The following is a 25,500-nucleotide window of genomic DNA, read 5'->3' as shown; positions in this document are numbered from 1 at the left end:
GCTGTTAGTTTTATGTAAAAATACGAAAGTATTTAGCTTATCGCGGAAAGGTTTTTTATATTTAACACATGAAGCGACTTTCCGTTTTTATACTCAGTCTTGGAATCCTCATAGGGTTATTAATTGCTTCAAAATACATCAACTTTAATCCTTTTAGAACCGTTGGTGAACCAATAGATACTTTTCATAATGTAACAGTATATTACAACGGAGCTGTGAACCATGTAACGAAACGAAACACAGCAAAAGACGGTTATAATTTAGGATTACAATACCAATGTGTCGAATTTGTAAAACGGTATTATTATGAATATTTTAATCATAAAATGCCCGATAGTTACGGACATGCTAAAGATTTTTTTGATTCAAATGTAAAAGATGGTTCTCGAAACCTGCAACGCAACCTTATACAGTATACTAATGGTAGTAGTTCCAAACCTAAAGTACACGATATTATAGTTTTTCGAGCTTCTTGGTACAATTCGTTTGGTCATGTTGCCATTGTTTGTAATGTTTCAGAAAATCAACTAACAATCATTCAACAAAATGCAGGTCCATTTTCAAGTACACGTGTTACTTATGATTTGGAAGAGGAACATAATCACTGGAAAGTAAAAGATAATTACATAATAGGCTGGTTACGAAAAGAATAATTACCTACAATTGTACATGGATATGATCGTCATGCCGTACAGCATGACAACCGTGAAATCGTATTTTGGGACTAGTGAGTTGCATTCGCGATTGTAAATGTGGTTTAATAAATAGCTTTTTGATACTTGGAGAAGCGGTTAAAATTTCTATCAATTTTTTAGTGCGTTTAGCATCAAAATGATACGTTTCCTTTTTGTATTGTGGCACTATTTTTTCCAACATACTGTATTGAAAGAAACCTTGTTCCTTACAAAATGTTGGCATGTCCTTATCTCCTGCTTTAGGTGATTCGCATACACCATAACCTAACCATGACGGACTTCCGTTTTTGTAGATTCCCGTTTCTGAATCTTTGTAATAAAAAGCAAGATCTACCTTTCGACCATCATTATGACTCCAATGTGGCAATAATGGAAATTTTGCTCCCAATGGAAAACAGGCGTCTAAAAAATATGTAGTAGTTTCTGGATACGTGAGTTGCATTGTTTCTGCAGAGTTGACCAATACTTCATACAATTCTTCATCAACATAATGTCGATTCATTAAAAAAGTGTACATCCGTAACGGTTGCAATGCAGAATTCGTTATAGGCAATGCTTTTCTATTATACAATTTGTAAGCTACTGTTGGTACAATCGCAAAAGAACAGATACTGTAAAGCAATACAAATAGCCCAATATTTAGTACTCTTCTCTTCCAGCCTATGAACGAATGTTTTTGCTTTATCCATAAATATAACAAATAAACTAACCCACCAACTTGAGTAAGAATAGTGAGCATGATTACTATGAAAACACGTAAAACTAAATATAAAAATCGCTTTTTCATTGCTGTAAATTTAACCCTAAAAAATTCCATATTCACCTTTTTTTTATCCCGATTCGGCAGAAACATCTTTTCCTTGTATAGTTTCTAAAGCATATTTGTGCATCAAAAAAAACGAACAGTAAAAAAACGAATAGTTATGTTTAAAACTTTATTCAACATCATTTTAGTATTGACAAGTACTTCCATGCTTGCTCAAAGTACCATTACAGGAAAAGTAACAGATGAATCAAAAGAAATTGTATCATTTGCAAATATTGTGTTATACGAAAGTGAAAGTAATACGCCAATAAAAGCTATTATTGTAGAAGACAATGGCAGCTACACATTTACCAATGTTTCTAATGGAAACTATTATGTAGAGGCTTCTTTTTTTGGTTATAAGACGCAGCAATCTGTCATACTGAAAATTGATACCTCAAAAACCCTGACAGTCGATTTTGTTTTACAAGAAGACATTCCTGAAAATTTAGACGAAGTCGTTGTAATTGCTAAAAAACCTGTCATTACACAAAGTGCGGAAAAATTGGTTGTTAATTTAGAAAACTCAGAAATGGTCAATACCAATGTACGCGATGTAATGAAAAAGATTCCTGGCGTATTGGTTACTAACAACAATATAAGCTATGCTGGACAAAACAATGTACGCATACTCATTAATGGAAAACAAACCAACTACATGGACATGCAAACATTACTTCGTGAAATGCCTGCTGATCATATTGCAAAAATTGAACTTGTACAACAACCTGGTGCTGAATATGATGCCGATGGTACAGGAGCTTTGATTAATATTGTTTTAAAGAAAAATGTAAAATTAGGAACTTACGGAACTCTAAAAAGTATGGTTGGTTACGCAGAAGATTTTACTTTCAGAAAAAGTGCTTCTATTGCTAGTTTTAAAAACAAGATTAACTGGCAGGCAAGTGTAAGTTATTCACGTGGCTCATGGCGCGATGATCTTCGATTGATTCGAAAAGTAGGAAATGATACGTACGATCAATTTTCACGCTCTCCGTATGATCCAAATACCTTGCGTTTGAGTGCTGGTTTGGATTATTATATAAACGACAAACATACTACAGGCATTAGCGTGCAACGTACAAGCAGTTCTTCTAATCGAGTCACAGACAACATTACAAATATTACCCGCAACGGAATTATGGAATCATTGGAAACAGATAATCGTTTTGAACGTGATTGGACTTTATGTGTACTGAATCCGTATTATGAATATAGTGATGAAGTAAATAAAGTTTCTGTAGACTTCAACTTTGTGGATTACAGCTCAACAAATGAAAACAATTTGTTCCAAGTTGGACAAAGTACTGTTGCGTATGACAATCAACGGTATTTCCAAAATGCAGATTATCACATTTATACGTACCAAGCAGATTATAAACGTGTTTTAAGTAACATAGCATCTTTAAGTGCTGGATTCAAATATTCGAATGTCGATTCTGATAGTGATCTTAAATCGCTGGTTCAAAATGATATGGGCGAATTTGTAAACAATCCAAATCAAACAAATCGCTTTTTGATTGATGAAGATATTATTGCCGCATATGCAAAGTTGAACGTTACTTTGGACAAATGGTCTTTTTCGGGCGGATTGCGTTGGGAACAAAGCGAAACTGTAGGAACTTCGCAAAACCTAAATACTTCACTAGATAGAACTATCGCAAAATTCTTTCCAAGTGTAAGTGTTTCAAGAAATATTACTGAAGAAATTGCCGCAAATGTTGCGTATAGTTATCGCATTCAAAGACCATCATACGAAACATTAAATCCGTTTGTATACTATTATGATCCGTTTACTTTTGAAGAAGGAAACCCTACATTACAACCAGCATTAACCAATAGTTTTCGTTTCAACTTAACATATGAAAATCAACCTTTTTTTAGCGCAAGCTACAGTAAAACGAATGATGCATTATTCCAAATCGTGGCGCAAAATGATACTACTTCAGAGACATCTCGATCTACAATTAACTTAGCTAATAATGAGAATTGGAGCTTTAGTTTGTTTGCACCACTAAATTTTATAAAAGGACTAGATGGATATACTGGTGTTATTGTGAATTATAATAAATATATGTCGGAAGAGTTAACACCTGCATTGAATAATTCATTGTGGAGTATGACTTGGTATACAAGTGCCGAATATAAATTGCCTTGGAACATACAATCGGAGATTTCTGGATATTATACTTCTGGCGGATTAGACGGGCAAATAGAGTTTGATTGGGTTGCAGGAATTGACATTGCTTTCAGTAAAAAGTTTTTAAACGATCAATTGAAAGTGAGTGTTGAACTAGAAGAAATTCTTGACAGAAAATTCTATGGAGCAATTAATTATAGCAATGTAAATGCAGATATCATTAGTGATTGGCCGCGTAGAAATGTGTTTTTACAGGTAAGTTATTCTTTTGGAAAAAAATACAACAAATCAAAAAGTAGAAAGAACGGAGCAAACGACGAAGTAGATCGTATTAAAACCCAACAATAGGTTTGAAAAACATAGAATTTGCTTCACTAAATACAGGATAGAAAACATACTATTTAGCCTCTAATTTTTAAAGAAATCTATTAAAAGACATTAAAATACGCTAATTTTAAGGACTGATTATGAATGTAAAACTGAATAAATCGGATTATATACTCCTCGCAATTTATTATGGCATTTCTGTCCTAATGGCGATATATGAGTATATTGCCACAAATGCTGACACCATTGAATATTTACTTGACATACCTTCATTTGTGATTGTTGATATTACCGTAATTTGTTTGTTCTTGTACTGGTTACTTCCTGATTATGTGATTAATAATAAAAAATATTTTCACTTCACATTTTGGGGATTACTTATATTGATTTTAGCTGGTTTTTGGGAAAATTTGGTAGGTTATTATAGTGGTGGGCACGATTGGGCTAAATTCAAATACGGTTTTCAACAAGTAATTAATTATATTTCAAATACTGCACAAAGTATAGGATTGCCTTTTGGTTTGTTGTTGACAAAAAAGTATTATGAAGAACAAATGATGATTTCTTCCATTAAAGAAAAACAAAAAGAAAACGAGTTAAAACTACTGCGTTCACAAATCAGTCCTCACTTTTTATTTAATAACTTGAATACGCTGGATGCACTGATTGATAGCGATACCGATAAAGCTAAAGAATACATCAACCGACTATCGCTCATATATCGCTATTTAATCCAAACAAAAGATGCAGAAGTGATGGAACTCACAGAAGAAATGAACTTTGCCGAAAATTATATGTTTTTAATTAAAACACGTTTCGGGAATGATTACGAGTTTACAATTACTAAAAATGTACCTCTCACAGGTAAATTTGTACCAACAGGTGCCATTCAAACTTTGCTTGAAAATGTAGCAAAGCACAATCGAGCACAACATGGAAAAACGATTAAAGCCCATGTAACAATTGATGAAGACTGGCTAACAATCATAAATACCAAAAGTATTATTAAAAACGATCAAGAATCACTTGGCACTGGTTTAAAAAACCTTGAATATCGTTATACATTACTGTCTGATAAAAAACCTATCATTCAAAATACCGCTGAAAGTTTTATGGTGAAAATTCCAATCATTCAATTAAGTAACGAATCTTAAAGTCATTTCTATGCACATATTAATTTTAGAAGATGAAATTCCTGCTTACGAAAAACTCTTGACGCATTTGGAATTCTATTTTGAAGAAGATTTTACTCATAATTGGGCTCGTTCAAATGAAAAAGCACGTTCATTTTTAGCAAATGAACGTTATGATTTTATTCTTTCAGATATTCAACTACTAGATGGAATCTCATTTGATGTGTTTAATAGTGTAAAAATAGAGTGTCCTATTATTTTTTGCTCGGCGCATGACGAATACTTGTTTGAAGCGTTTCGCACCAACGGAATAGCCTATATATTAAAACCTTACACAAAAGAAGACATCAAGCAAGCATTGGATAAATTTCAATCGTTTTTTAAAACCGAAAGCTATCAACCTATTCAAAACGATACAATCGATTTGTTAAAATCAGCATTACAGCAAGAACAGGCGCTTTATAAAAAGCGTTTTGTAATTAAAAAGTCAAAAGGTATTCAATTGTTAAATGTGAGTGATATCAGCTTGATTGAAGCTTCAGGTGATTTTTGTATGGCAGTAGATTATAAAGGCAAAAAGCACCCTATTTCTCATAACTTAGGAACAATTCATGAAATGCTGAATCCTATGAAATTTTTTCGCATCAATAGAAGTCAAATTGCACATATTGATTTTATTGAAAACATAGAAAGCCACTTTAAAAATCGTTTGCTCATCCAATTGACAGGTATTAAAGAGAAGGTAATGACAAGTTCTTCAACTACTTCCGATTTTAGAAAATGGTTAGAACATTAAAAATATTGCGTTTTAAAATCACATCCAATAATATACATCTTAAACTAAGATAGTTTGATGCTTTTAGTAGTGAATCCCGCAAAATTTATTTTTTAGAAAAACTTACTTCTTTTTATAATGTACTTTGTATCTCCAGTAACTTAAAGCTCCATAGGCTAGCCAAACTACTGTTGCTATAATCACAAACTTAGGCCCTAATACAGCATCTCCTGTAGCATACGAGTGCAATCCGCTCAATACAAAATTAACACCAAAATAGGTAAATAATATAGACCCAAACGCCGCTATCGCCATCCAATTGAATAACCAACGTCCACGTAATCCAGGTACTAAACGCATATGAATCACAAAGGCATATACCATAATACTTATTAACGCCCATGTTTCTTTAGGATCCCAACCCCAATAACGTCCCCAACTTTCATTTGCCCACATTCCGCCAAGAAAGTTTCCAATGGTAAGCATCACAAGTCCCACGGTCATCGCCATCTCGTTGATTACAGTGATTTCTTTGAGATTTAAATCCATGCGTTTTTTATTCTTCTTATTCGTAAGAATCATCAGTAATAAGGCTACAATCCCTAAAATCATTGCTAGGGCAAATGGTCCATAACTCGCTACAATTACGGCAACGTGAATCAATAACCAATAGCTATCTAATACAGGTTGTAGGTTGGCAATATTAGGATCTAACCAGTTCATATGTGCGCCCCATAAAATCATTGCGACTACAAAGGTGGTTGCTGCAATAGTTAGATCGGATTTTCTTCCAAAAAGCAACCCGAACAACATAGTAGCCCAAGCAACATAAATCATGGATTCGTAGGCGTCACTCCAAGGTGCGTGTCCTGAAAGATACCATCGAACAATTAAACCTACGGTATGTAACACAAACAGTAAGATAACACCAATCTTAAATATGAAAATGCTTTTTTGGATGAAATTATTGTCTTTAAATATTTGATAAACAATAAAGAAAAACATTAACGCACCAACCAATAAATAGTATATCATTAATTGTTCAAAAACATTGACTTTATTATAAATAATTTCTGTTTCTATTTTTTTATCTGAAGGCAAAACAGTACTTCCAAACTCTTTTTGTCGCTTGCGTAAACTCTCTACCATTTTATCTGCTTGCGAATAATCTCCTGATTTATTGGCCCCATTCAGCATCAAGGTATAGACTTTCATTGCATTTTTCACATAGCGCTCGTACAAAGAATCTTTAGGTTGAAATCCTTTCCCTGGATTTAAATCATAATCAGAATCTGATATCCACTTATTGTTAGGATGTTCTGGTAGCGGAAACACTCGTACAATATCTCCTCGCAAAGCACGATTTAGCAAAGCAAGCTTTAAATCGAACTCTTTGATTGCTTTTTGATACTGATTCGGTTTATTGGTTGCGTATGCATCTTCCGTATATGGATTGAGTTTGTATTGATTTTCTTTTGTAAAAAAATCTAATAAACTGGCGTACATATCACTTTTTTCAATGCCAATAATATTACGAATACTATCATGCTTTTGTCGTTTTACACTGATAATTTTTGCGTCGTACCACAATTGAGGATATTGAATCATAGACACCATTACTTGATCGGCACTAAGTCCTTTGTACGTACTGGTTTTACTTAGTTTGCGAAGTAATTCACGTGCGTATGTATGCGCAGGTTTCATACGTCCGTCATCATCTTGAATTACCAATCGAGCAAATTTGTCTGCATGTTCTTGAGGTACAGCATTCGCAACGATAATTGAATCAATTTGTTCGCTTGTATACGATTTCATTACAACTTCATGTTCATGTCCATCATCATCGGTATGAACATGACCTTCCTGCGTAGTTTCTTTTTTTGAAGCAGTTTCTTGCTTCACTAATGTATCAACTTTTACTTGAGTAGTATCAGCTTCTTGAGCAAATATTCCAACACTAAAAAAGAATAAAGCAATTACTGTCAATGTTGATTTTTTCTTCTTTATTTTTTCAAGTTGATTCTTGAGATCTCCAAAACGTGTATTCTTATCAAATAAAATTGCCATCAGTGCCAAATAGAGTAAAAAGTATCCTAAATAGGTAATATTAGTTCCCCACCAATCATGACTTACCGAGAGAATTGTTCCTTTTTCATCTCTATCAAATTGTGCTTGAAAGAAACGATATCCGCCATGATCTAGTACGTGATTCATATAAATATCATAATCAAAAGAGGTTTGATCATTAACCGTTACTTTACTCATAAATGATTTGTAACCTCCTTGACCAACCGTCCCTGGATATCGTTCAGCAATGAAGTCATTAAGCTTGATACTAAAGGGAAGTTGAAGTTGATCTGCTCCATACTGTAGCCAAAAATCTAATCCTCCAAGTGTAACTTTTACAGGAGCATTGAATCGTCCTTTTCCGCCAATTACACGTACTTCTTCCGTTTCGTCATTTGTAGATACTTGTAAAATGATTGCGTCTGCTTGATCTTTTAAGCCTTCGGCTGTTTCCACAACTCCAATTTTTCCTTCTACGGCAGGTTCAGGAATTACAAATTGCAACCCTGCTAAACTGTAAAGCGAACGCAATTGAAATTGTTGCACACTGTCTTTATATACTTTTCCCTTTTGCTGTGCAGCCATAATCATGTACTCACCTTCAAACGGACTCTTAATTGTATAGTTTCCGTAATCATCACTCATGATGTTGATGGCTCCATCAATTGGATTATTATAAGAAACCAGAATATTGTGAATACTTTGTGCTTTTTCGCCAGACTTCAAGAAATGGTTGTGACGATTACCTCCACCAGACTCAACAATCTTTAGATATCGTTCGCCCGTTTTAGCAGGTACAATTCCTTCTTCTGCACCTTGAATAAAGCCTTTATACTCAATCGTAAAATCTTGCCCATTAAAATCCCTTTTCCATGGAAATCTTTCTCCTATCCATGTAGTTGGTGCAATTCCTTCTGGAGAAATTAAATAATCGCCTTTCAGTATGCGTCGTCTTGGCTCTCCATTAATTTCACCATCTACCCAAGCAGTAATGTATGTTTTTTCAGATAAGAATGTATTTTCAGTGGCCCCTTCACGAATAGGCATTACACCTTCATAACTAATATATCGAGTGATAAATGCTCCTAAAATGATGAAAAAGAATGATAAGTGAATTAATAGAGTTGCCCATTTTTCTTTACGTAATAGACGATATCTAAATATATTTCCAAAGAAATTAATCATAAACAATAGCATGATTAATTCAAACCACCAAGCGTTGTAAATATATATTTTGGAAGTTGTTGTACTGTATTCACTTTCAACAAAAGTTCCTATTCCCATGGCCAAAGCAAATACAAAAAAAAGGACAGCCATTAATCGTGTAGAGAAAAGAATATTCTTAAGGAGATTACCCATTGCGTAATATTATCTTTTAGATCAAATTTTCAGAATGCAAAAATACGGTATTTTAGCCAATTTCATGGCTATTTAACATTCAATTTACGCATATTTGAGAATATTCTGCCAGATAAAAATTAGTTCTTTGAACGTGCTTCAAATAATTTGAGATAAATGAACGTTCCCATTTTACGTGCCCTATTTTTAGCAATATTAACTTTTTCTCCTTCAAAAAGCTCATCTAATGTTTGTATCCAGTAATTAAGCCAAATTCCGAAATGATGTTCATTAATACTGTTCTGCATCGAATTATCAACCTCAACATGTTTTTCAAGCGGATTTCCTCGGTAGGTATTTACAAAGAATAAGCTACTTTCCCAAAAATCCGTCAAATGCTCTAAATGAGCATCCCAGTGAGTTATTTTATTATTAAAAATAGGCCCCAACACCTTGTCTTTTCTAATTTTTGCATAAAATGTTGTTACCAATAGATGTACATCTACTCTATTTTCAATATCTTTTTTTGTTTCCATAAGCTCTTTTCATTTGCACACCACAAGGTGTCTTTTATTTATAAAAATAGCTGAACGTTATCATAGTTTTGATAAAGTTCAGCTTTTTTCTGCTTGCAGCAGTGAATAAAACGTGTTATTAAAATTTAAAAGGAATTTACAACAATAAAAACAACATTCAATAATAAACTGATTAACAACATATTGAACACCCATTTATCTCGTAATTGTGCTAGTATCGCAGCATTATAAAATGAAGTCACTAACACGCAGATAAATAATTGAACTAAGCTAGAAATAGTGTCCAATCCGTTAATCAAAATGTACATTGCCGCAATAGCACCTACACAACTCTGAAGGATAATGGTAAGCGGAATATACATAGTATACTTATCGTGAAACTCGTTGTAATATTGCGTATATAAAGTCATGATTGTAAAGGTTTTATTTGATTATTCATTAGTACAAATGTCCGTCCTTTTTAAGTCTTAAAACATGATAAATATCATATTTCCTATAAAGAATAGCTGTTTCTTTTCTTAAGATATTTTCAAAGCCATAGAAAAGTATCTCTTGAAAGTTTTAAAAAAGATAAAGTGTCCCTATTTTTGCAACATGACACGATTGGTAATTTTAGGAGCTGGCAATGTAGCACAACACTTGTATAAAGTGTTGCAAGCTACCACAACATTAAATGTTGTTCAAGTATACAATCGGTCTTCAAAAGCACTTTCGTTTTTTAAAGAAGCTAAAACCACGACAGACTTTAAACAGCTTGCTGAAGCAGATGTTTATATTATCGCCGTTGCTGATGATGCCATTGCTAGCATTTCAAATAAACTTCCTTTTTCCAATCGGTTGGTTGTTCATACTTCTGGAAGTGCAGGCATGCATGTGTTGAATAAAAAGAATCGCCGAGGTGTTTTATACCCACTACAAACTTTTACCAAAGGAACTACTGTTGATTTTACAACGATTCCTTTTTGTCTAGAAGCAAAAGAAAAAAGTGATTTTGCTTTACTAAAATCTATCACAACAGCCATAGGTAGTACTTCCTATAAAATAAGCTCTGAACAACGCCGCGCGTTGCATGTTTCTGCCGTATTTGTGAATAATTTCAGCAATCACATGTATCGAATTGCACATGAAATTTGTGAAGCAAACAATGTGCCTTTTGAAATTTTAAAACCACTGATTTTAGAAACTGCCAAAAAAATAGAAAACGTAACACCATATATGGCACAAACAGGTCCTGCCAAGCGTGGCGACCATAAAACCATTCAAGCTCATTTAGAAAAATTAGACAAAGATATTCACAAAGAAATTTATACATTGCTTACGCAATCAATTGCAAAAACATATGGAAGAGAAAAGCTATAAAGAATATTTGAATCATATTACCACTTTTATTTTTGATGTTGATGGTGTACTAACTGATGGAACCGTTACCATCACTACCTCAGGAGAAATGTTACGACGTATGAATATTAAAGATGGATATGCACTTAAAGCCGCTGTAAATAAGGGATATAATGTTTGTATTATTTCTGGAGGAACAAATGAAGGTGTTCGAAAGCGTTTAGAAGGTTTAGGTATTACCGATATATTTTTAGGTGCGCACCAAAAAATTGAACAATTAAACGAATACATTACTCAAAAAAATATCAACCTAGAAAATGTATTGTATATGGGCGACGATATTCCTGATATCCCTATATTGAAACGCGTTGGTTTGTCATGCTGTCCACAAGATGCCGCTTATGAAGTTTTAGAAATTTGCAAATACATTTCTCATGTAGATGGTGGAAAAGGTGCTGCTCGTGATGTAATTACGCAAGTAATGCGAGTGCAAGGCACATGGGACAAGGATTTTGATGCACAATATGACTAAATAGCAAGTTCCATGACAAAGTTTTTACAGCTCATTAGGTTTCCTAACTTGGTCATGATGGCGCTGACACAATTGTTATTTTATTACTATTGGATTGTTCCTTTTGACAATTGTTATATAAAAGAGAAGTTGTTTTTTTGTGTCGTCTTAGCAACTGTTTTGATTGCTGCTGGCGGAAATATCATCAATGATATTTTTGATGTAAAAACTGACCGAATCAACAAGCCGCACAAAGTTTTTATTGATACATTTATTTCTCAAAAAAACGCGTATGCGCTTTATTTTTTATGCACTTTCGTAGGAATCGGACTCGGAAGTTATGTTAGTTTTACGATTGACCGCTGGTGGATTTCATTGATTTTTATAGGAATTGCGTTGTTGTTATTTTTATACAGCTCACACTTCAAAAGCATTCCGTTAGTTGGAAACATAATTGTTTCTACTCTCGTGGCTAGTAGTTTATTAATCCTCATTTTGTTTGAATACAAATACAACAGTAGTAAAAAACATATTCACTTTTTTGACGCAGTTTCGGTTGTAGCAATTTATGTGTATGCAATTTTTGCGTTTCTAATCAATTTTATGCGCGAAATGGTTAAAGATATTGAAGATATTAATGGTGATTATAATGCAAACATTACAACATTACCAATTATTTTAGGAAGAAACCGCGTCAATAAAATTGTAGCTTTTTTTGCAGGTTTACTAATCTGTTTTCTCTTATATGCTACAAGTATGTATTTGAAAGGAAAAACAGTGACAACCATTTATGCATTGTTTACCTTGTTACTGCCACTACTCTATTTCATAATTAAAATTTGGCAAGCAGACACCAAACGCGAATACAAAATGTTATCATTATTATTAAAATTGATTATGTTATTCGGGATTTTATCTACCGTAGTGCTTTATTATTTTGATCCAATAGACAAACTCTCACTTGTATTATTTTAAAAAATTATGTTAGCTAAAATTTCAGAAAAATACCATATCATTCTCGCTTCAGGTTCTCCCCGCAGACAACAATTTTTCAGAGACCTCGGACTAGATTTTGAAGTACGTCTAAAGCCTCTAGAAGAAGTGTATCCTGAACAGTTACAACACCATGAAATTTCAGATTATTTAGCACAATTAAAAGCATCTGTATTTACTAACGAATTAAAAGATAAGGACGTTTTAATCACATCAGATACAGTAGTTTGGCACGAAGGTGTTTCGTTGGCAAAACCACAAGATGCACAAGAAGCATTTGATATGATTGCCACCATGCGTGGAAAAAGTCACGAAGTCATTACATCTGTATGCTTTACTACTGTAAACGCTCAAAAAGTAGTTCATGAAATTACAAAAGTATATTTTGAAGAGATGACCGATGACGAAATTTGGTTTTATGTCAACAATTTTAAACCTTTTGATAAAGCAGGCGCATACGGTATTCAAGAATGGATTGGATATACAAAAGTTTCCCGTATTGAAGGTTCATATGCTAACGTAGTAGGTTTACCAACACATTTGGTATATAAAATGTTTTCTGAGATTTCTACTTTATTTTGATATAAAGCACAATAGTAATACCTTTAGTTTTTCAGGAAAATGAACTAACTATAAACCTACATTATGGCACGCTTTTTTAGAAAATTTAGACTGAACTCTATCACAAAAAGCAAAATAGGAAAGTATATTATCTATGCCGTCGGTGAAATTGTATTGGTTGTTATAGGAATTTTAATTGCCGTTGCTATTAACAATAGTAGAGAACAAAGTATTCTTCAACAAAAAGAACAAACGTATCTGAAAGGCTTGAAAGATGAGTTTGAAACGAGTAAACACAAGTTAATTGAACTCATAGACGTAAACAAGCAAAACTATCTTGGTGCACAACGGATTTTAATGTTAAAATCAAATCCCAAAGATACCATTACAGAAAAAGAACTCTCAGAATTATTGTCTCGTTCATTGTCCTATGATGTTTATTTTTATGCAAACACCTCATTATTAGATGAAATGATTAATTCGGGAAGCTTGAAAGATATTTCAAATGACACCTTACGAAAGCTACTTACCAATTGGGAAGCTATCTTAAAAGATATTTCGAAACAAGAAGATGAACTCGGTGAACAACGAAATAGAGTGTTAGATATGTTTAGAACAAATAACAATAGCCTCAAAACTATTTTTCAATTATCGCCTCCAATTCCAGAAACAGCTTTTTTACAAAAAGACAACTACCTTAGTAATTTGAATTTGTTAGATTCTGTAGCTTTTGAAAATAATATATTAATGTTCTATTTGGTAAGTTACTCAACTTCAGAAACACATTACAAACCTTTGCTCAAAGAATTAAATTCAATTCTGTCCCTTATCACAAAAGAAATAGAGTAATTTATTGTAATTCTGCTTTTAATACTTCTCGAGCAGCTTTTTTATATGTTGTATTGATTGAATCCATATATTGTAAGGCTTTCAGCGCTTTTTCATTCTCTTTAAACTTTACATGAAGTAACGCTCCATACCAATAAATTTGTGGCGTAAATCGTGTCTCGCTGTGCTTAATTGTCCGTAATGCATCCAAAGCTTCACTATCTTTACCTGCATTTAATAAACTCATGGCTTTGTAAAACCAGATTTCAACATCTGGTTGGTTTTGTTTTGCTAAAATCGCTTCAAATTGTGTTATAGCTTTTTCAAAATCTTTAGCCTCATAGGAGCGAATCGCTGCGGTAAGTTCTGAGGCATTTGTTTCACTTCTAGTGACAGGTAACAATGCATTTGGATAGGGTTCAAAATATGTTGCATATAGCGTTTCATGTCTGTTAGATTGTTGTACAATATAATTTCCTAACAGTCCAAAGAAAAGAATTAAAACAACTGCAATTGCAAGTTTTTTATAATTTCTAGAAGGTTTTGATTCATTGGCTTCAAGAGTTGCTGTCGCTTCTATATTTTGAAGATGAGACTTCAATTTCTGTTTCTCTTCAAATTTGATTGCTTTATGAATATTTTCGTATTCTGCAACTGCTTGAGCAAAGTTCGTGTCCTGTTGCAACAAATTTGAAAACAATTGTTGTTCTTCCTCATTTAAGGTTTCTTGCACATATTTTTGGATCAATTCTTCGTGCTTCATTTGTTGTCTTTTATAAGTGCGATTAACTTTTTTAAACAGCGTGATTTATGGCTTTTTACCGTATTTTGATCTTTATAATGCGTGCTTTCTACAATTTCTTGAACTGTAAGATTACGATAATAATATAAACGTAAAATTTCCTGACAGCTTTTCCCTAAATGGCGAAAATGTTTCTGCAAAAGCGTCTGTTCTTCAGACAGAACCAACTCTTCTTGTTTTATCTCTTCATACGAATCTTCCGCATCAACTTTAGTCACAAATTGTTTTTGCTCACGCAATCGATCGTATATTTTGTATTTCCCAATACTAAATACATACGTTTTTAAAGAACTATTGTCAATGTGCTTTTGCTGAATTACAAAATTTTGATAAACGGCTATCACTGTATCTTGATACACATCAATCACATCTTCTTTGTCTAAATTAAAGCGCAAACCATAATTTACAAACGCTTCCTTATAGGTAAGATACACTTCCTCTAACGCATTTTTATCGTCATTTCGAAGTCGTGCTTGTAAATCTGGTGACTGCTCTTTCATTTAGTAGAAGTTCAAAACAAATGGTTAACCAATTTGCAAAATTATTTTTTGATAATGAAGGCATATTCAGCTATTTAAAGATTGCTTCTACAACTTTTTACCAAAAATAACCTCACTCCATGTTAACCTTTTTCTCTGTAAATATATAAAGAGGAAACGAAACGTAATACATCATGAAAACAATTTTTAAAATCTGTACTTGTGTATGCTGTCTTCTTGCAACACATGTTACGCATTCGCAACTCTTAAAGCGAATTCAAAATAAAGTTGAAAATCGCGTCGAAGAAAAAGTAGAACAAAAAGCTATAGAAGAAGCTGAAAAAGCAGCAGATAACATGCTTGACAAGATGCTTGGAAACAAAAAAGTACAACAAAGTAAGGACACAACTGTAAAATCGTATCATTTTAATCAAAGCGTAACCATCCAAATGCAAACCGAAGGAAATGAATCTGCTACACTCGATTTTCTATTTGACAGCAATGACCCAAATGTGATTTGTATGAAACTTGACAATGCTGGTGACAATAGCGGCGGACAAGTTTATGCCGTAATCACGCCAACAGAAAGTACTATGTTTATGAACATGCCAGGCATGAAAATTAAAAAGAAAGTGACTAATGATCAATTAGGACAATTGGATTATTCTTCCAAAATTCCTCAAAACAATGAGCTCTCCAAAACAGGACGCACCAAAACAATCTTAGGATATACTTGTGAAGAATATACATATGAAAATGATGGAGGAAAAGTCTATGCATGGGTAGCTAATAGTTTTCCTATCAAAGGAAAATTTGTACCAATACTCGCTATGAAAAAGGAAGGCCCTTTTGAAGGTTTTGTAATGGAACTAAAGTATGAAGCTTCTCAAGATAGTGGCAGCGTAAAAGTAATCAAAGTTGATACGAATGCTGATATAAAAATTGATACAAACGCATACAAATCAATGTAAAAAGAAAGCTATGAAACTACTATTTATACTATTCACTATGTGTTCTGCTATTGCATTTTCGCAAAACAAAAAACACTTTATTACTGTAACATTTAGTGATGGTCCACTAAAAGGCACACACACATTTTATCCTGAAAAAGGAAATTACATGAGTCAAGCAAATTTGGAAGTGTTTGAAGGTGCGAGCAATGTAAATGCTTCCAAATTAACCTCTGAGAACGGATTGCAAATTCACTACATAAATCGACACTTTCAAGGAGAACCAACCACAGGTTCTCATACGCCTAAAAAAAGCACCTCAGGCTGCGGAAGTTTTAATTTTATTGATCTCAACAACTCTCAAACATATCAACGGATAGATGGAGATTTTACGGGTTGTACCCAAACTACAATTACCCATGTGACTCCTTGGAAAGAAGGAGTTGTAAAAAAACGTAGGATTATCTCAGGACAGTTTGAAGACACACTAACCTTGAAAATTCGTATGGATGATGGTAGCGAACAAACCATTCAAACGAATGTAACTGTAATTTTTTCTGTAAACGAATCACGAATGAAATAATTGGAAAAATGAAAAAAATACTATTAGGAATTATAGCTTTTATAACCACTCAAGCACATGCGCAATATGTTTTTGATCAAATTGATATTTGGGCAGGAAGTAATGGAAGCTCTCCCAGATATATTACGGAATTTAATGGAGAACTTTATTTCCAAGCTATAGACATTACACCTTCTTTTAAAAAACTCTACAGAAGTAATGGAACTAGTGCCGGCACGCAAATTGTTGCTGGAAATTTAAACGGAGGAGCTGGGTATTCTCCTGAATCATTATACGTACTGAATGGTGAGTTATATTTTACAGCCTTTGTATCTGGCATTGGCACAGAACTCTATAAAACTGACGGAACTGACGCAGGAACAATTTTACTAAAAGATGTTCGACCTGGTTCGTCAAGCGGTTTAGATTTTAATTCTAATGACGACAATCAACTATTTGTTGAATACAATAACGAATTATATTTCCGAGGAAGTACAAACTCTTCTATTGAACTGTGGAAAACCAATGGAACAGTTGCAGGAACTGTCTCTGTGAAAAATTTTGAAGACACAACCAATGGTGCGCCTGCGTATATAGAAAAATCAGGCAAAAATATTTTAGGAGTCGTATATAACGGATTTTTATTCTTTGCTGTAAATCGGGGAAGCAACAGCGAACTCTGGAAAACGGATGGAACTACCGCCAATACAACGATTGTACGAAGTGGATTGAAAAACATTGACGACATGATTATTTTTAATAATGAACTGTATTTTGTTTCCGGCGATGATAGTGTTCCTGAAGGGCGTGAACTATGGTCTTCAGATGGAACTTCCGCAGGAACAACAATCAAACATGATATTTTTCCCAACAATTTAAATCCTGCTTTTGGCTTTGGAAGCAATCCGTCAAATCTTATTATATATAATAATGAACTCTTTTTTAAAGCACGCAGTTACAATGGAACTTCTGGAGAAATTATCGGTTCTGAATTGTGGAAAACGGATGGAACTCTCTCGAGTCTAGTGAAAGACATTAATACAGATAATTTAGCTAGCGGACTCAATATTCCAAATTTTACTCTTTACAACAATGAATTATATTTTGTGGCTTCAGACAATACTACTTCAGATTACGAACTATGGAAAACGGATGGCACTGAAACAGGAACTGTAAAAGTTGTGACTTCGTCTGATACTGGAGAATCTATTCAATTTCTCAAAGCAACTGTATATGCTAACAAACTTTTCTATTTTGATTCTCAACAGTTATGGGTAACAGATGGGACTCCTACAGGAACTGAAGTATTAACAGGTAATTCTGAAGAAATTATTTTGATTTCTTCATTTTCATTACTTGAATACCAAGGAAAACTTTGGTTTCCAGGAAACAAAAGTGGAAACGGAATGGAACTGACCAGCTTGCTTGACAATAGCACACTAAGCTATAATAGTTTTGAAACGACACATTTTCAAATGTATCCTAACCCTGCAAAAAACACGATTCATTTTACTAAAATCCTAGCAAATAGTGATTATAAAATCTATTCTCTTCTTGGGAAATTAGTGCAACATGGACATATCAAAAGTATCAACCCATCTATAGATATTTCGGCACTTACCGCAGGTTTATACTTGATTGAAGTAAACACAAATTCAAAAATTTCCAATTTTAAATTATTGAAAAACTAACCCATTATGAAATTCAAATACATTGTATGCATACTTAGCTTTTTCTATTTAGGAATAAGCTTTTCTCAAGTGCGAAGTATTAATTATAAAGCACTTATTTCAGACAACACTGGAAGCCCTCTTACTAATCAAGTTGTGACCCTTCAATTTACCATTTTAAAAGGAAACATGGCAGCAACTGAAGTGTATAAAGAAACGCACTCAGCAACTACAGATACCAACGGAATAGTAATTGTTAATATTGGGGAAGGAACGTTGCTTGCAGGAAGTTATCAAACGATTAATTGGGGAAATGATGTTTATTTTTTAAAAACGGAAATAGATTCTGGAAGTGGTTTAAACGATTTTGGCACAACAGAATTCAAAACGGTTCCATATGCATTATATGCAGAAACTGCCGGCGTATCGAGTCCATTTTCAGAATCTACACCCAATCTAATCTCTGCCGCCAATACCAATGCTGATTTCATTGTAGGAAGTACTAGTACAGAAGATCAAAATGATATCAACTCAGATAGCCGCATGTTTTATGACAAAACGAAAGTAGCCTTTAGAGCTGGGACTGTTGATGGGACACAATGGGACGACTCAAATCGTGGGCTGTATTCTTTTGCAGGAGGAAGAAACAATACTGCCGATGGAATTTCTTCTACTGCATTTGGAGAAAACAATCAAGTTTCTGGGTATGGAGCTACTTCTTTAGGACGTCAAAATGTTGCCAACGGCTCCAATTCATTAGTCGCAGGTTTTGGAAATATATCTAGTAATATGATCAATGCGCAAACTGTATTAGGAAAATGGAATGAGGTAGATACAGATGCCCTACTCATCGTTGGAAATGGAGCCGACAATATTACACGTAAAAACATTTTAAGTGTAAAATCGGATGGAAATATTATAGCAAACGATTTAAGTATAGCTGAAATTACACAAAGCAATGCATTAGTAACCAAAGCTTATGTTGATGCCAATATAGGAACACCAAGTACCGGTTTAGAGGCACTTGATGAAGGTAACGGAAATGGTTGGCGATTGATTGGGCGTAACCCAAGCAACTATGGAAATATAGGTTTTAATGCTATTGATCTATCGGCAAGCACTACTAGCTCAACACGTGGTGCATTAGGAAATTACTCATTAGCTACTGGTCTTTATACTATAGCTAATGGAACTTACAGCTTTGCTGGTGGAAATGGCGCTATTGCACAAGCAGATTATTCCTTTGCATTTGGTAGTGCTAATACAACACTAGGCACACACAGCGTTGCTTTTGGAGAAATTTCTTCTGCTCGTGGTAATTTTAGCTTTGCTGCTGGTTATAATACAACCGCTTTAGGAGAAGCTTCAATCGCTTTAGGTACTAATGTTGTAGCATCTGGAAACTATTCATTTGCTGCAGGATTAAACTCAAATGCAAGTGGTGATTATTCATTAGCTACTGGATCAAATACGACTGCTTCAGGATCATTCGCTACGGCATTGGGATGGAATACAATAGCCTCTGATTTAGGTTCAATGGCAGTAGGTAGATATAATGTAGATGACATTAATGCTATTTTTAGTGTGGGTAATGGCGACTCTTTTAATGGCAGAAAAACTGCTTTTAAAGTCTCAAATTCTGGAATAGTAAACATTGATAATTTATCAGGAATGGGAACAAGAAACGTTAGTGTGGATGCTAATGGAAATCTTTTAGCTACTTCTACGCAACAAAATGACATTTTAGTCATTACTCCTTTTGATTTTGTCAAAGACACCAATAATGGTATTAATTTTACCAAATCAGGTTTAAATGGTGCTTATATTGCTACGCCAGGTGATAATTCGGTCATCTACGCTCCTATTCAATTACCGGAAAACGTACGAATTACCCAAGTAGAATATGTATACAGAGATACTTCTGTCCAAGCTAATGAAGCTCTAGAGTTTAAAATACGATTTCAACAATTTGAAAATAATGGAAGTAACAATTTACAAGTTTTCTCAGTTGCGGGAACTATTTTAAATACCAATAGCTATCCTTCAACCAATAGGGTGGCAACAGCTAATATCAGTTTTCCTATTTCGTCAAGCGCAACTACATACAGGGCATATTTTGTAACTGTTGAACCAGTAAGTGGCGGACAATGGTCTGGAACGCAGGACACTGCTATTTTACAAGTTAGAGTACATTACACATACTAAAAAAATGATGATGAAATTTATTAGTCTTTTTGTCTTTTTATGGAGCTGCTTGAGTTTTTCCCAACAATTAGTAAATCAATCAATTGATAGTGGCGGCGAAACCGTTTCCGTTTCAAACCTTCAGATTATTTATACTGTTGGAGAAGTAAATATTCAGGAGTTTCAAGGAGGTTTTCAAGTCTCAGAAGGTTTTATTAATCCATTAGTATTAGAAACCCTATCTGTTGTAAATTCTATACTTTCTTCTAATGCTATTGTTCTATTTCCCAACCCAGCAACAACGAATATATTTATTAAAGGTTTGGAAAAAAAAACAAAGTATATCGTATATGATACATCAGGCAAAAAAATCCTTGAAGGAGTTTTATTTTTAGCGAATTCACAAGTAGATATATCCCATTTACAAAGTGGTTATTATCTAGTGAAATTGGACAATCAAATAACAATTCCTTTTATTAAAAAATAGCAATGTCGGTTTTTACGTTTCGAATTGTTATATATATGAACGGTTGTGAGTCAAGCAAATACGATTTCACGTACCGTTCATATAAAATTTAAGACCATTCACACACTAATAACGTGTTCTTGCAAAGTAATTTTACTTTTCTTAATAAGATTTACGTAAATTTAGGTGTGATTCCCTAAAATACTCAATCAGTGAAAAAAATTATACGCTGTATTATTATTTCTTTCCTATTCGTTGCGCAGTGGTCTATGCATGCCCAAAAAACTTCGCAAACTGTGGCTAGTGTTTCTGAAACTTCTGATCATACAGATTTTTTTGACAGGGCCAATCTTGAAGTATCTGAAAATAATGAGGTTTCTTTCCAAACAGACTTTACTCTGCCTCCAAAAGAAGAAACTTCTACGATTTTCGTCATTGTTATTGGACTGATTTTATGCACAATTATCGCCTTCATTATTCGTTCTCGTATCAAAACGAATACACTAAAATTGTATTAAGACTCTGTTAAGTTACACAATCAATCTTCGTTTTTTAATTATCTTTATAGAAAAACGATGAAATTTATATCCCAAATTTTTCTAGTATTCTTTTTGATTGTAATTGCTATAATTACAGGATGTTCAAACACAACTGATAAACCATCTGAAACTCTCTCAACGCCTCTATCTAAAGAAACATCACAACCTACACAACCAACTTCAGAAGCATTTAACAACTATTGGTATGCGGGAACTGCCGAAATTACTTCGTATCAACTCGAACAAGCGCGTTACGGAGAAATTCACAAAGGAAAAGCTGTCATGATTTATGTCACTGAAGATTTTAATCCTACAAAACAAGTAAAAGCCGACACACAACGTTCAGATAACGTATCTGTCCTCAAGCTAAATGCTACGAAAAAGTTCAATACCGGAATATATCCTTATTCCGTTATGACAAGTACTTTTTATCCTGTAACCAATCAGCAACACGCTATAAAGGTAACTTCTTCAATGCAAGAATGGTGCGGACATGTATTTATGCAATTAAATAATAGAGAAAAATTTAAAGTACAATCTTATTCTTACTTTGAAAGTGAGTCTGACCAGAAATTAGATCTTGAAAAATCTATCATAGAGGATGAATTGTGGGCGCAATTACGAATTTCCCCCAATACTTTGCCTACAGGAACACATCAAATTATTCCTTCTTTTGAAATGATTCGTATGCGACATGTTCCTTTAAAAAGCTACAAAGCAGAATTAAAGTTAGACACGTCAGACAGTTTGACTACTTACACAATTTCGTATCCTGAGTTAAAAAGAACGGTTGCTATTCACTTTAATTCTTACTTTCCTCACGATATTTTGAGTTGGACGGAAACCACACAAACTGGTTATGGAAATGCAGCGAAAATCTTGACAACTAAAGCTACGAAAATCAAGCAAATAAAGAGTGCTTACTGGTCTAAGAACAGTGTAAAAGATAGTATTTTGAGAAAAGAATTAGGATTATAAATCTTACAAAAAATCTAAGATCGTAATAGCAAACAAATAGTGGGTATATGGTAAAACCGTAACCGTAAGTTTTAAAAAAACACGATATTTACAATGATAATCTGATAAATGATTTCCTAAGCGTATTTAAGTTATAATTCCACGCTTGACCTACAAAGCTTAGATATCATCTCATTAAAAAAGGATAAAATGTGCCCTCATTTTATCCTTTCTTTTTTAATATCCTTTTTGATAGAATTAATACGAAACTCCTAGCATTTCATCAATAGTGTTTACCGTAACTGAGTGATAGTTTGGGCGCGCTTTCGCATAGATTTTTTTCGCTTCTTCCAATCGATTATTTCTTTTTAGTGCTTTGTAAATGGTAGAAACATACCAACGACGTCCCACATTCATTAAGAAATTTTCAATTTGCTCATCTACATTATTTCCATGATAATCATGATTAATCGCTTGTTCAAACCAAACCATTGCGATGTATGAATTGGTTGCGTGCGTATAATTACACGCAGCATCTAACTTTTCAAAGAGTCCATCATACAAATCCTCGGGGATATTTCTAATAAAGTGTATTTTTTGTTGAATGTTCCAATCTTGTGCACAGACTTCTGATGCTTCTATCGTTTTATAACGCCAATCAGCAAGTACTTTGTCTACTTTTTCAAATTTGTCCGATTGTATTTTTACAGCATTCCCAGGAATTCCTGCTTTGTAAATCCACTTATCATAATTAAAAGCGATATTATTTTTCAACAACAATTCTTCATTCATATAATTTACAAAACGTTCGGTAGTCATTGTTGAAAAAGCATGTTCAGTAAAGTATTGCTTTAAGAAAGCATCCATCTTTTCTCTTCCTACATGTTCTTCCAAGGCACGTAAAAACAAGTATCCTTTATCATAAGCAATACTGTTCATTCCATCATCCGGATTTTTACCTTTTAGGTCTAACTTTAAGCGTGTAGCTTCTGCTTGATCATGAAAATTTTCTATTTCTTCAGCAAGGTCTTGCCTGCTAATAGATGCCAACATATTGGCATATTCTTTTCCATACAATGCTTCCATGATACGCATTTCAAAATACACCGTAAAGCCTTCATTTAACCAGAAATCATTCCAAGTAGCATTTGTTACTAGATTTCCAGACCATGAATGTGCCAATTCATGGGCAACCAAACTTGTTAAACTTCTATCTCCCGCAATTACGGTTGGCGTGGCAAATGTTAACCTTGGATTTTCCATACCTCCAAACGGAAAACTTGGAGGCAATACGACCACATCAAATTGTTCCCAGGCATATTCCCCATACAAACCTTCGGCTGCTTTTACCATTTTTTCCATATCGGCAAATTCATAATGAACCTTCTCTATCATTGATTTTTCAGCATACACACCTGTCCTGGGACTAATTTCTTTGTACACTAAATCTCCTACAGCTAGAGCAATTAAGTATGGTGAGATTGGTTGTTTCATTTCAAATGAATATATCCCGCTATCATTTTTTTCTTTTGGATTCTCAGCACTCATAATCGCAAGTAACTCTTTGGGTACTTTTACATGAGCAGTATACGTTAATCGCAATTGCGGACTGTCTTGAATCGGGATCCAAGTGCGTGTTAAAATTGCCTGTCCTTGTGTAAGTAAAAAAGGATGGGTTTTATCAGCTGTTTGTTGCGGATTTAAAAACTGTAACGCTTCTGTTTGAGCAGTTGTTTCATAGGTTATCGCAACTTCTTTAGAATCTTTTTTTACAGGAACAGTTAAAGATTGGCCTAAAATAGGGTTCTCTTCTCCTAATTTGAAAGTTACTTCTTTCCCATCAACAACAACTCTGTTAATTTTTAAATTCTTAACATCAAACACAATCGATGATGCGTTTTCATGTTCAATTGTATAAGTGGCGGAGCCCGTAATAATTTTTTGATCAAAATTTACTTCAATATCTAACAATAAATGTTTCGCTACGGCTTCATTTGGTTTTGCGTACGAATGCGAATCTTCGGCATAGTCATTTGTTTTAATCATTTCTTCATTCGTTTCTTTCTTTTCAGTAACACAACTCACCATAAAGAAAATACATAATGTGTAAACTATACTTTTAAAATTAATCATAGATTAAAAAATAAATTTGTTTCGATTTCCTCAAAACTACGGAAATTCTCAAAAACTATATTCTAATTAATGTTTTAGAAATCACAAGTACGGTAATTCCGTAATCTGCTTTCACTTAGTTTCCTTATTTTGAAAATGTTAACCACAAAAAAAAGTAATCATGTTAAAACACATTTCAAATCTAAAAGGAACTAGGGTTCTTTCTAAACAAACACAAAAAAACTTATATGGAAAAGGTCCAAGACCATCTAGAGGGCCTTGTGGAGAAACTGGAGGAATGCCAATCAGCTGGTCACAAGACCGTTGTTTTGGTTATGGAATTGTATGGTACAATGGACAATGCTACGCATGTTATTAATGTATAACTATATTTAATTATTTAATGATGAAGAAAAAAAATTTAAAAACACTAAGACTCAATAAAAAGTCTATTTCTAATTTAGAAAAAACAGCAGTAAAAGGAGGATATGAGTCTGAACAAGGTTCTTGCTATTGGCAAGACTGTCCATCCAATGATCCTGATTTCATGAGCGATTGCTACTGTCCATATCCTGGTGGAGGTGGTGGAACTAATACCAATAATTGTCAGACACAAGTCAATTGTGGTTCAACCAATTCTTGCTATTGGGAAGATTGTCCAGCGTAGAAAGTACAGCAATCAATATTTTTGACAGAATATTCTAAAAGCGAACTTCGGTTCGCTTTTTTAGT

At 33.7% G+C, this 25,500-nt stretch carries 25 protein-coding genes; 18 read left to right on the top strand and 7 right to left on the bottom strand.

What is annotated here, in order from left to right; genetic code table 11:
* Positions 1-68 precede the first annotated feature (68 nt).
* Entirely contained in the window at positions 69-653 is a 585-nt protein-coding gene (locus AA088_RS07825) for a CHAP domain-containing protein (protein ID WP_046744404.1), read from the top strand.
* A gap of 4 nt (positions 654-657) precedes the next feature.
* Here AA088_RS07825 and AA088_RS07820 read toward each other — a convergent pair whose 3' ends face one another.
* Positions 658-1,482, bottom strand: coding sequence for a hypothetical protein (locus AA088_RS07820; protein WP_046744403.1), 825 nt, complete (start codon positions 1,480-1,482; stop codon positions 658-660).
* Between the two features lie 136 nt (positions 1,483-1,618).
* On the opposite strand from AA088_RS07820, the gene AA088_RS07815 reads away from it, so the two are divergent.
* The 3 genes from AA088_RS07815 (at position 1,619) to AA088_RS17600 (ending at position 5,896) form a co-directional block, all read left to right on the top strand.
* The gene (locus AA088_RS07815; RefSeq protein WP_046744585.1) at positions 1,619-3,988 is read left to right on the top strand and encodes an outer membrane beta-barrel protein; all 2,370 of its coding nucleotides are present in this window, start codon (positions 1,619-1,621) and stop codon (positions 3,986-3,988) included.
* A 119-nt stretch (positions 3,989-4,107) separates the two neighbouring features.
* The gene (locus tag AA088_RS07810) at positions 4,108-5,121 is read left to right on the top strand and encodes a sensor histidine kinase (RefSeq protein WP_046744402.1); all 1,014 of its coding nucleotides are present in this window, start codon (positions 4,108-4,110) and stop codon (positions 5,119-5,121) included.
* A gap of 10 nt (positions 5,122-5,131) precedes the next feature.
* Positions 5,132-5,896, top strand: a complete 765-nt coding sequence (locus tag AA088_RS17600) for a LytR/AlgR family response regulator transcription factor (protein WP_052752820.1) — start codon at positions 5,132-5,134, stop codon at positions 5,894-5,896.
* A 102-nt stretch (positions 5,897-5,998) separates the two neighbouring features.
* On the opposite strand, the gene ccsA is transcribed toward AA088_RS17600, so the two are convergent.
* The 3 genes from ccsA to AA088_RS07790 form a co-directional block, all read right to left on the bottom strand.
* Positions 5,999-9,301, bottom strand: a complete 3,303-nt coding sequence (gene ccsA / locus AA088_RS07800) for a cytochrome c biogenesis protein CcsA (RefSeq protein ID WP_046744401.1) — start codon at positions 9,299-9,301, stop codon at positions 5,999-6,001.
* Between the two features lie 119 nt (positions 9,302-9,420).
* A complete protein-coding gene (locus tag AA088_RS07795; protein WP_046744400.1) occupies positions 9,421-9,816 on the bottom strand; it encodes a group III truncated hemoglobin in 396 nt (131 codons plus the stop codon).
* A 125-nt stretch (positions 9,817-9,941) separates the two neighbouring features.
* On the bottom strand, positions 9,942-10,226 hold the full coding sequence (locus AA088_RS07790) for a hypothetical protein (RefSeq protein WP_046744399.1): 285 nt from the start codon (positions 10,224-10,226) through the stop codon (positions 9,942-9,944).
* A 184-nt stretch (positions 10,227-10,410) separates the two neighbouring features.
* Here AA088_RS07790 and AA088_RS07785 point away from each other — a divergent pair, with 184 nt between their 5' ends.
* The 5 genes from AA088_RS07785 to AA088_RS07765 all read left to right on the top strand — a co-directional run bounded on the left by AA088_RS07785 (position 10,411) and on the right by AA088_RS07765 (position 14,068).
* A complete protein-coding gene (locus AA088_RS07785) occupies positions 10,411-11,175 on the top strand; it encodes a Rossmann-like and DUF2520 domain-containing protein (protein WP_046744398.1) in 765 nt (254 codons plus the stop codon).
* The gene (locus AA088_RS07780; protein WP_046744397.1) at positions 11,156-11,686 is read left to right on the top strand and encodes a KdsC family phosphatase; all 531 of its coding nucleotides are present in this window, start codon (positions 11,156-11,158) and stop codon (positions 11,684-11,686) included. Before AA088_RS07785 ends, AA088_RS07780 begins: the two co-directional genes overlap by 20 nt.
* Positions 11,687-11,698: 12 nt before the next feature.
* Positions 11,699-12,640, top strand: coding sequence for a geranylgeranylglycerol-phosphate geranylgeranyltransferase (locus AA088_RS07775; RefSeq protein WP_082106613.1), 942 nt, complete (start codon positions 11,699-11,701; stop codon positions 12,638-12,640).
* A gap of 6 nt (positions 12,641-12,646) precedes the next feature.
* Positions 12,647-13,240: a Maf family nucleotide pyrophosphatase gene (locus tag AA088_RS07770; protein ID WP_046744395.1), complete on the top strand. Its 594-nt coding sequence runs from the start codon at positions 12,647-12,649 to the stop codon at positions 13,238-13,240.
* A 63-nt stretch (positions 13,241-13,303) separates the two neighbouring features.
* Positions 13,304-14,068, top strand: coding sequence for a DUF6090 family protein (locus tag AA088_RS07765; RefSeq protein WP_046744394.1), 765 nt, complete (start codon positions 13,304-13,306; stop codon positions 14,066-14,068).
* Position 14,069: 1 nt separating this feature from the next.
* On the opposite strand, the gene AA088_RS07760 is transcribed toward AA088_RS07765, so the two are convergent.
* Together AA088_RS07760 and AA088_RS07755 are read right to left on the bottom strand one after the other, a co-directional pair.
* Positions 14,070-14,810, bottom strand: coding sequence for a tetratricopeptide repeat protein (locus AA088_RS07760; RefSeq protein WP_046744393.1), 741 nt, complete (start codon positions 14,808-14,810; stop codon positions 14,070-14,072).
* Positions 14,807-15,349 (bottom strand): RNA polymerase sigma factor, encoded by a 543-nt coding sequence (locus AA088_RS07755; protein WP_046744392.1) that lies wholly within the window; start codon positions 15,347-15,349, stop codon positions 14,807-14,809. Before AA088_RS07755 ends, AA088_RS07760 begins: the two co-directional genes overlap by 4 nt.
* Before the next feature lie 173 nt (positions 15,350-15,522).
* Here AA088_RS07755 and AA088_RS07750 point away from each other — a divergent pair, with 173 nt between their 5' ends.
* The 7 genes from AA088_RS07750 (at position 15,523) to AA088_RS07720 (ending at position 22,677) form a co-directional block, all read left to right on the top strand.
* Positions 15,523-16,299: a DUF4412 domain-containing protein gene (locus tag AA088_RS07750; protein ID WP_046744391.1), complete on the top strand. Its 777-nt coding sequence runs from the start codon at positions 15,523-15,525 to the stop codon at positions 16,297-16,299.
* Between the two features lie 10 nt (positions 16,300-16,309).
* On the top strand, positions 16,310-16,861 hold the full coding sequence (locus AA088_RS07745) for a hypothetical protein (RefSeq protein WP_156168490.1): 552 nt from the start codon (positions 16,310-16,312) through the stop codon (positions 16,859-16,861).
* An 8-nt stretch (positions 16,862-16,869) separates the two neighbouring features.
* Positions 16,870-18,531, top strand: coding sequence for a T9SS type A sorting domain-containing protein (locus AA088_RS07740; protein WP_052752819.1), 1,662 nt, complete (start codon positions 16,870-16,872; stop codon positions 18,529-18,531).
* Between the two features lie 6 nt (positions 18,532-18,537).
* Entirely contained in the window at positions 18,538-20,715 is a 2,178-nt protein-coding gene (locus AA088_RS07735) for a hypothetical protein (RefSeq protein ID WP_046744389.1), read from the top strand.
* Between the two features lie 4 nt (positions 20,716-20,719).
* Positions 20,720-21,181, top strand: a complete 462-nt coding sequence (locus AA088_RS07730) for a T9SS type A sorting domain-containing protein (protein WP_082106611.1) — start codon at positions 20,720-20,722, stop codon at positions 21,179-21,181.
* Between the two features lie 191 nt (positions 21,182-21,372).
* The gene (locus AA088_RS07725) at positions 21,373-21,678 is read left to right on the top strand and encodes a hypothetical protein (protein ID WP_156168486.1); all 306 of its coding nucleotides are present in this window, start codon (positions 21,373-21,375) and stop codon (positions 21,676-21,678) included.
* Positions 21,679-21,735: 57 nt separating this feature from the next.
* Positions 21,736-22,677, top strand: coding sequence for a hypothetical protein (locus AA088_RS07720; RefSeq protein ID WP_046744386.1), 942 nt, complete (start codon positions 21,736-21,738; stop codon positions 22,675-22,677).
* 237 nt (positions 22,678-22,914) lie between these two features.
* On the opposite strand, the gene AA088_RS07715 is transcribed toward AA088_RS07720, so the two are convergent.
* Positions 22,915-24,789 carry a M1 family metallopeptidase gene (locus tag AA088_RS07715; RefSeq protein ID WP_046744385.1) on the bottom strand — a complete coding sequence of 625 codons (1,875 nt, stop codon included), beginning with the start codon at positions 24,787-24,789 and terminating at the stop codon, positions 22,915-22,917.
* Positions 24,790-24,949: 160 nt separating this feature from the next.
* Here AA088_RS07715 and AA088_RS07710 point away from each other — a divergent pair, with 160 nt between their 5' ends.
* A complete protein-coding gene (locus tag AA088_RS07710; RefSeq protein ID WP_046744384.1) occupies positions 24,950-25,147 on the top strand; it encodes a hypothetical protein in 198 nt (65 codons plus the stop codon).
* A 24-nt stretch (positions 25,148-25,171) separates the two neighbouring features.
* Positions 25,172-25,435 carry a hypothetical protein gene (locus AA088_RS07705; RefSeq protein ID WP_156168483.1) on the top strand — a complete coding sequence of 88 codons (264 nt, stop codon included), beginning with the start codon at positions 25,172-25,174 and terminating at the stop codon, positions 25,433-25,435.
* The last annotated feature ends 65 nt before the right edge of the window (positions 25,436-25,500 follow it).

This window comes from Kordia zhangzhouensis (assembly GCF_001005305.1).
In the GTDB taxonomy this organism is placed as follows: Bacteria; Bacteroidota; Bacteroidia; order Flavobacteriales; family Flavobacteriaceae; genus Kordia; species Kordia zhangzhouensis.
The sequence above is the reverse complement of the archived record's forward strand: the minus strand, read 5'-3'. Positions and strand labels throughout refer to the sequence as shown.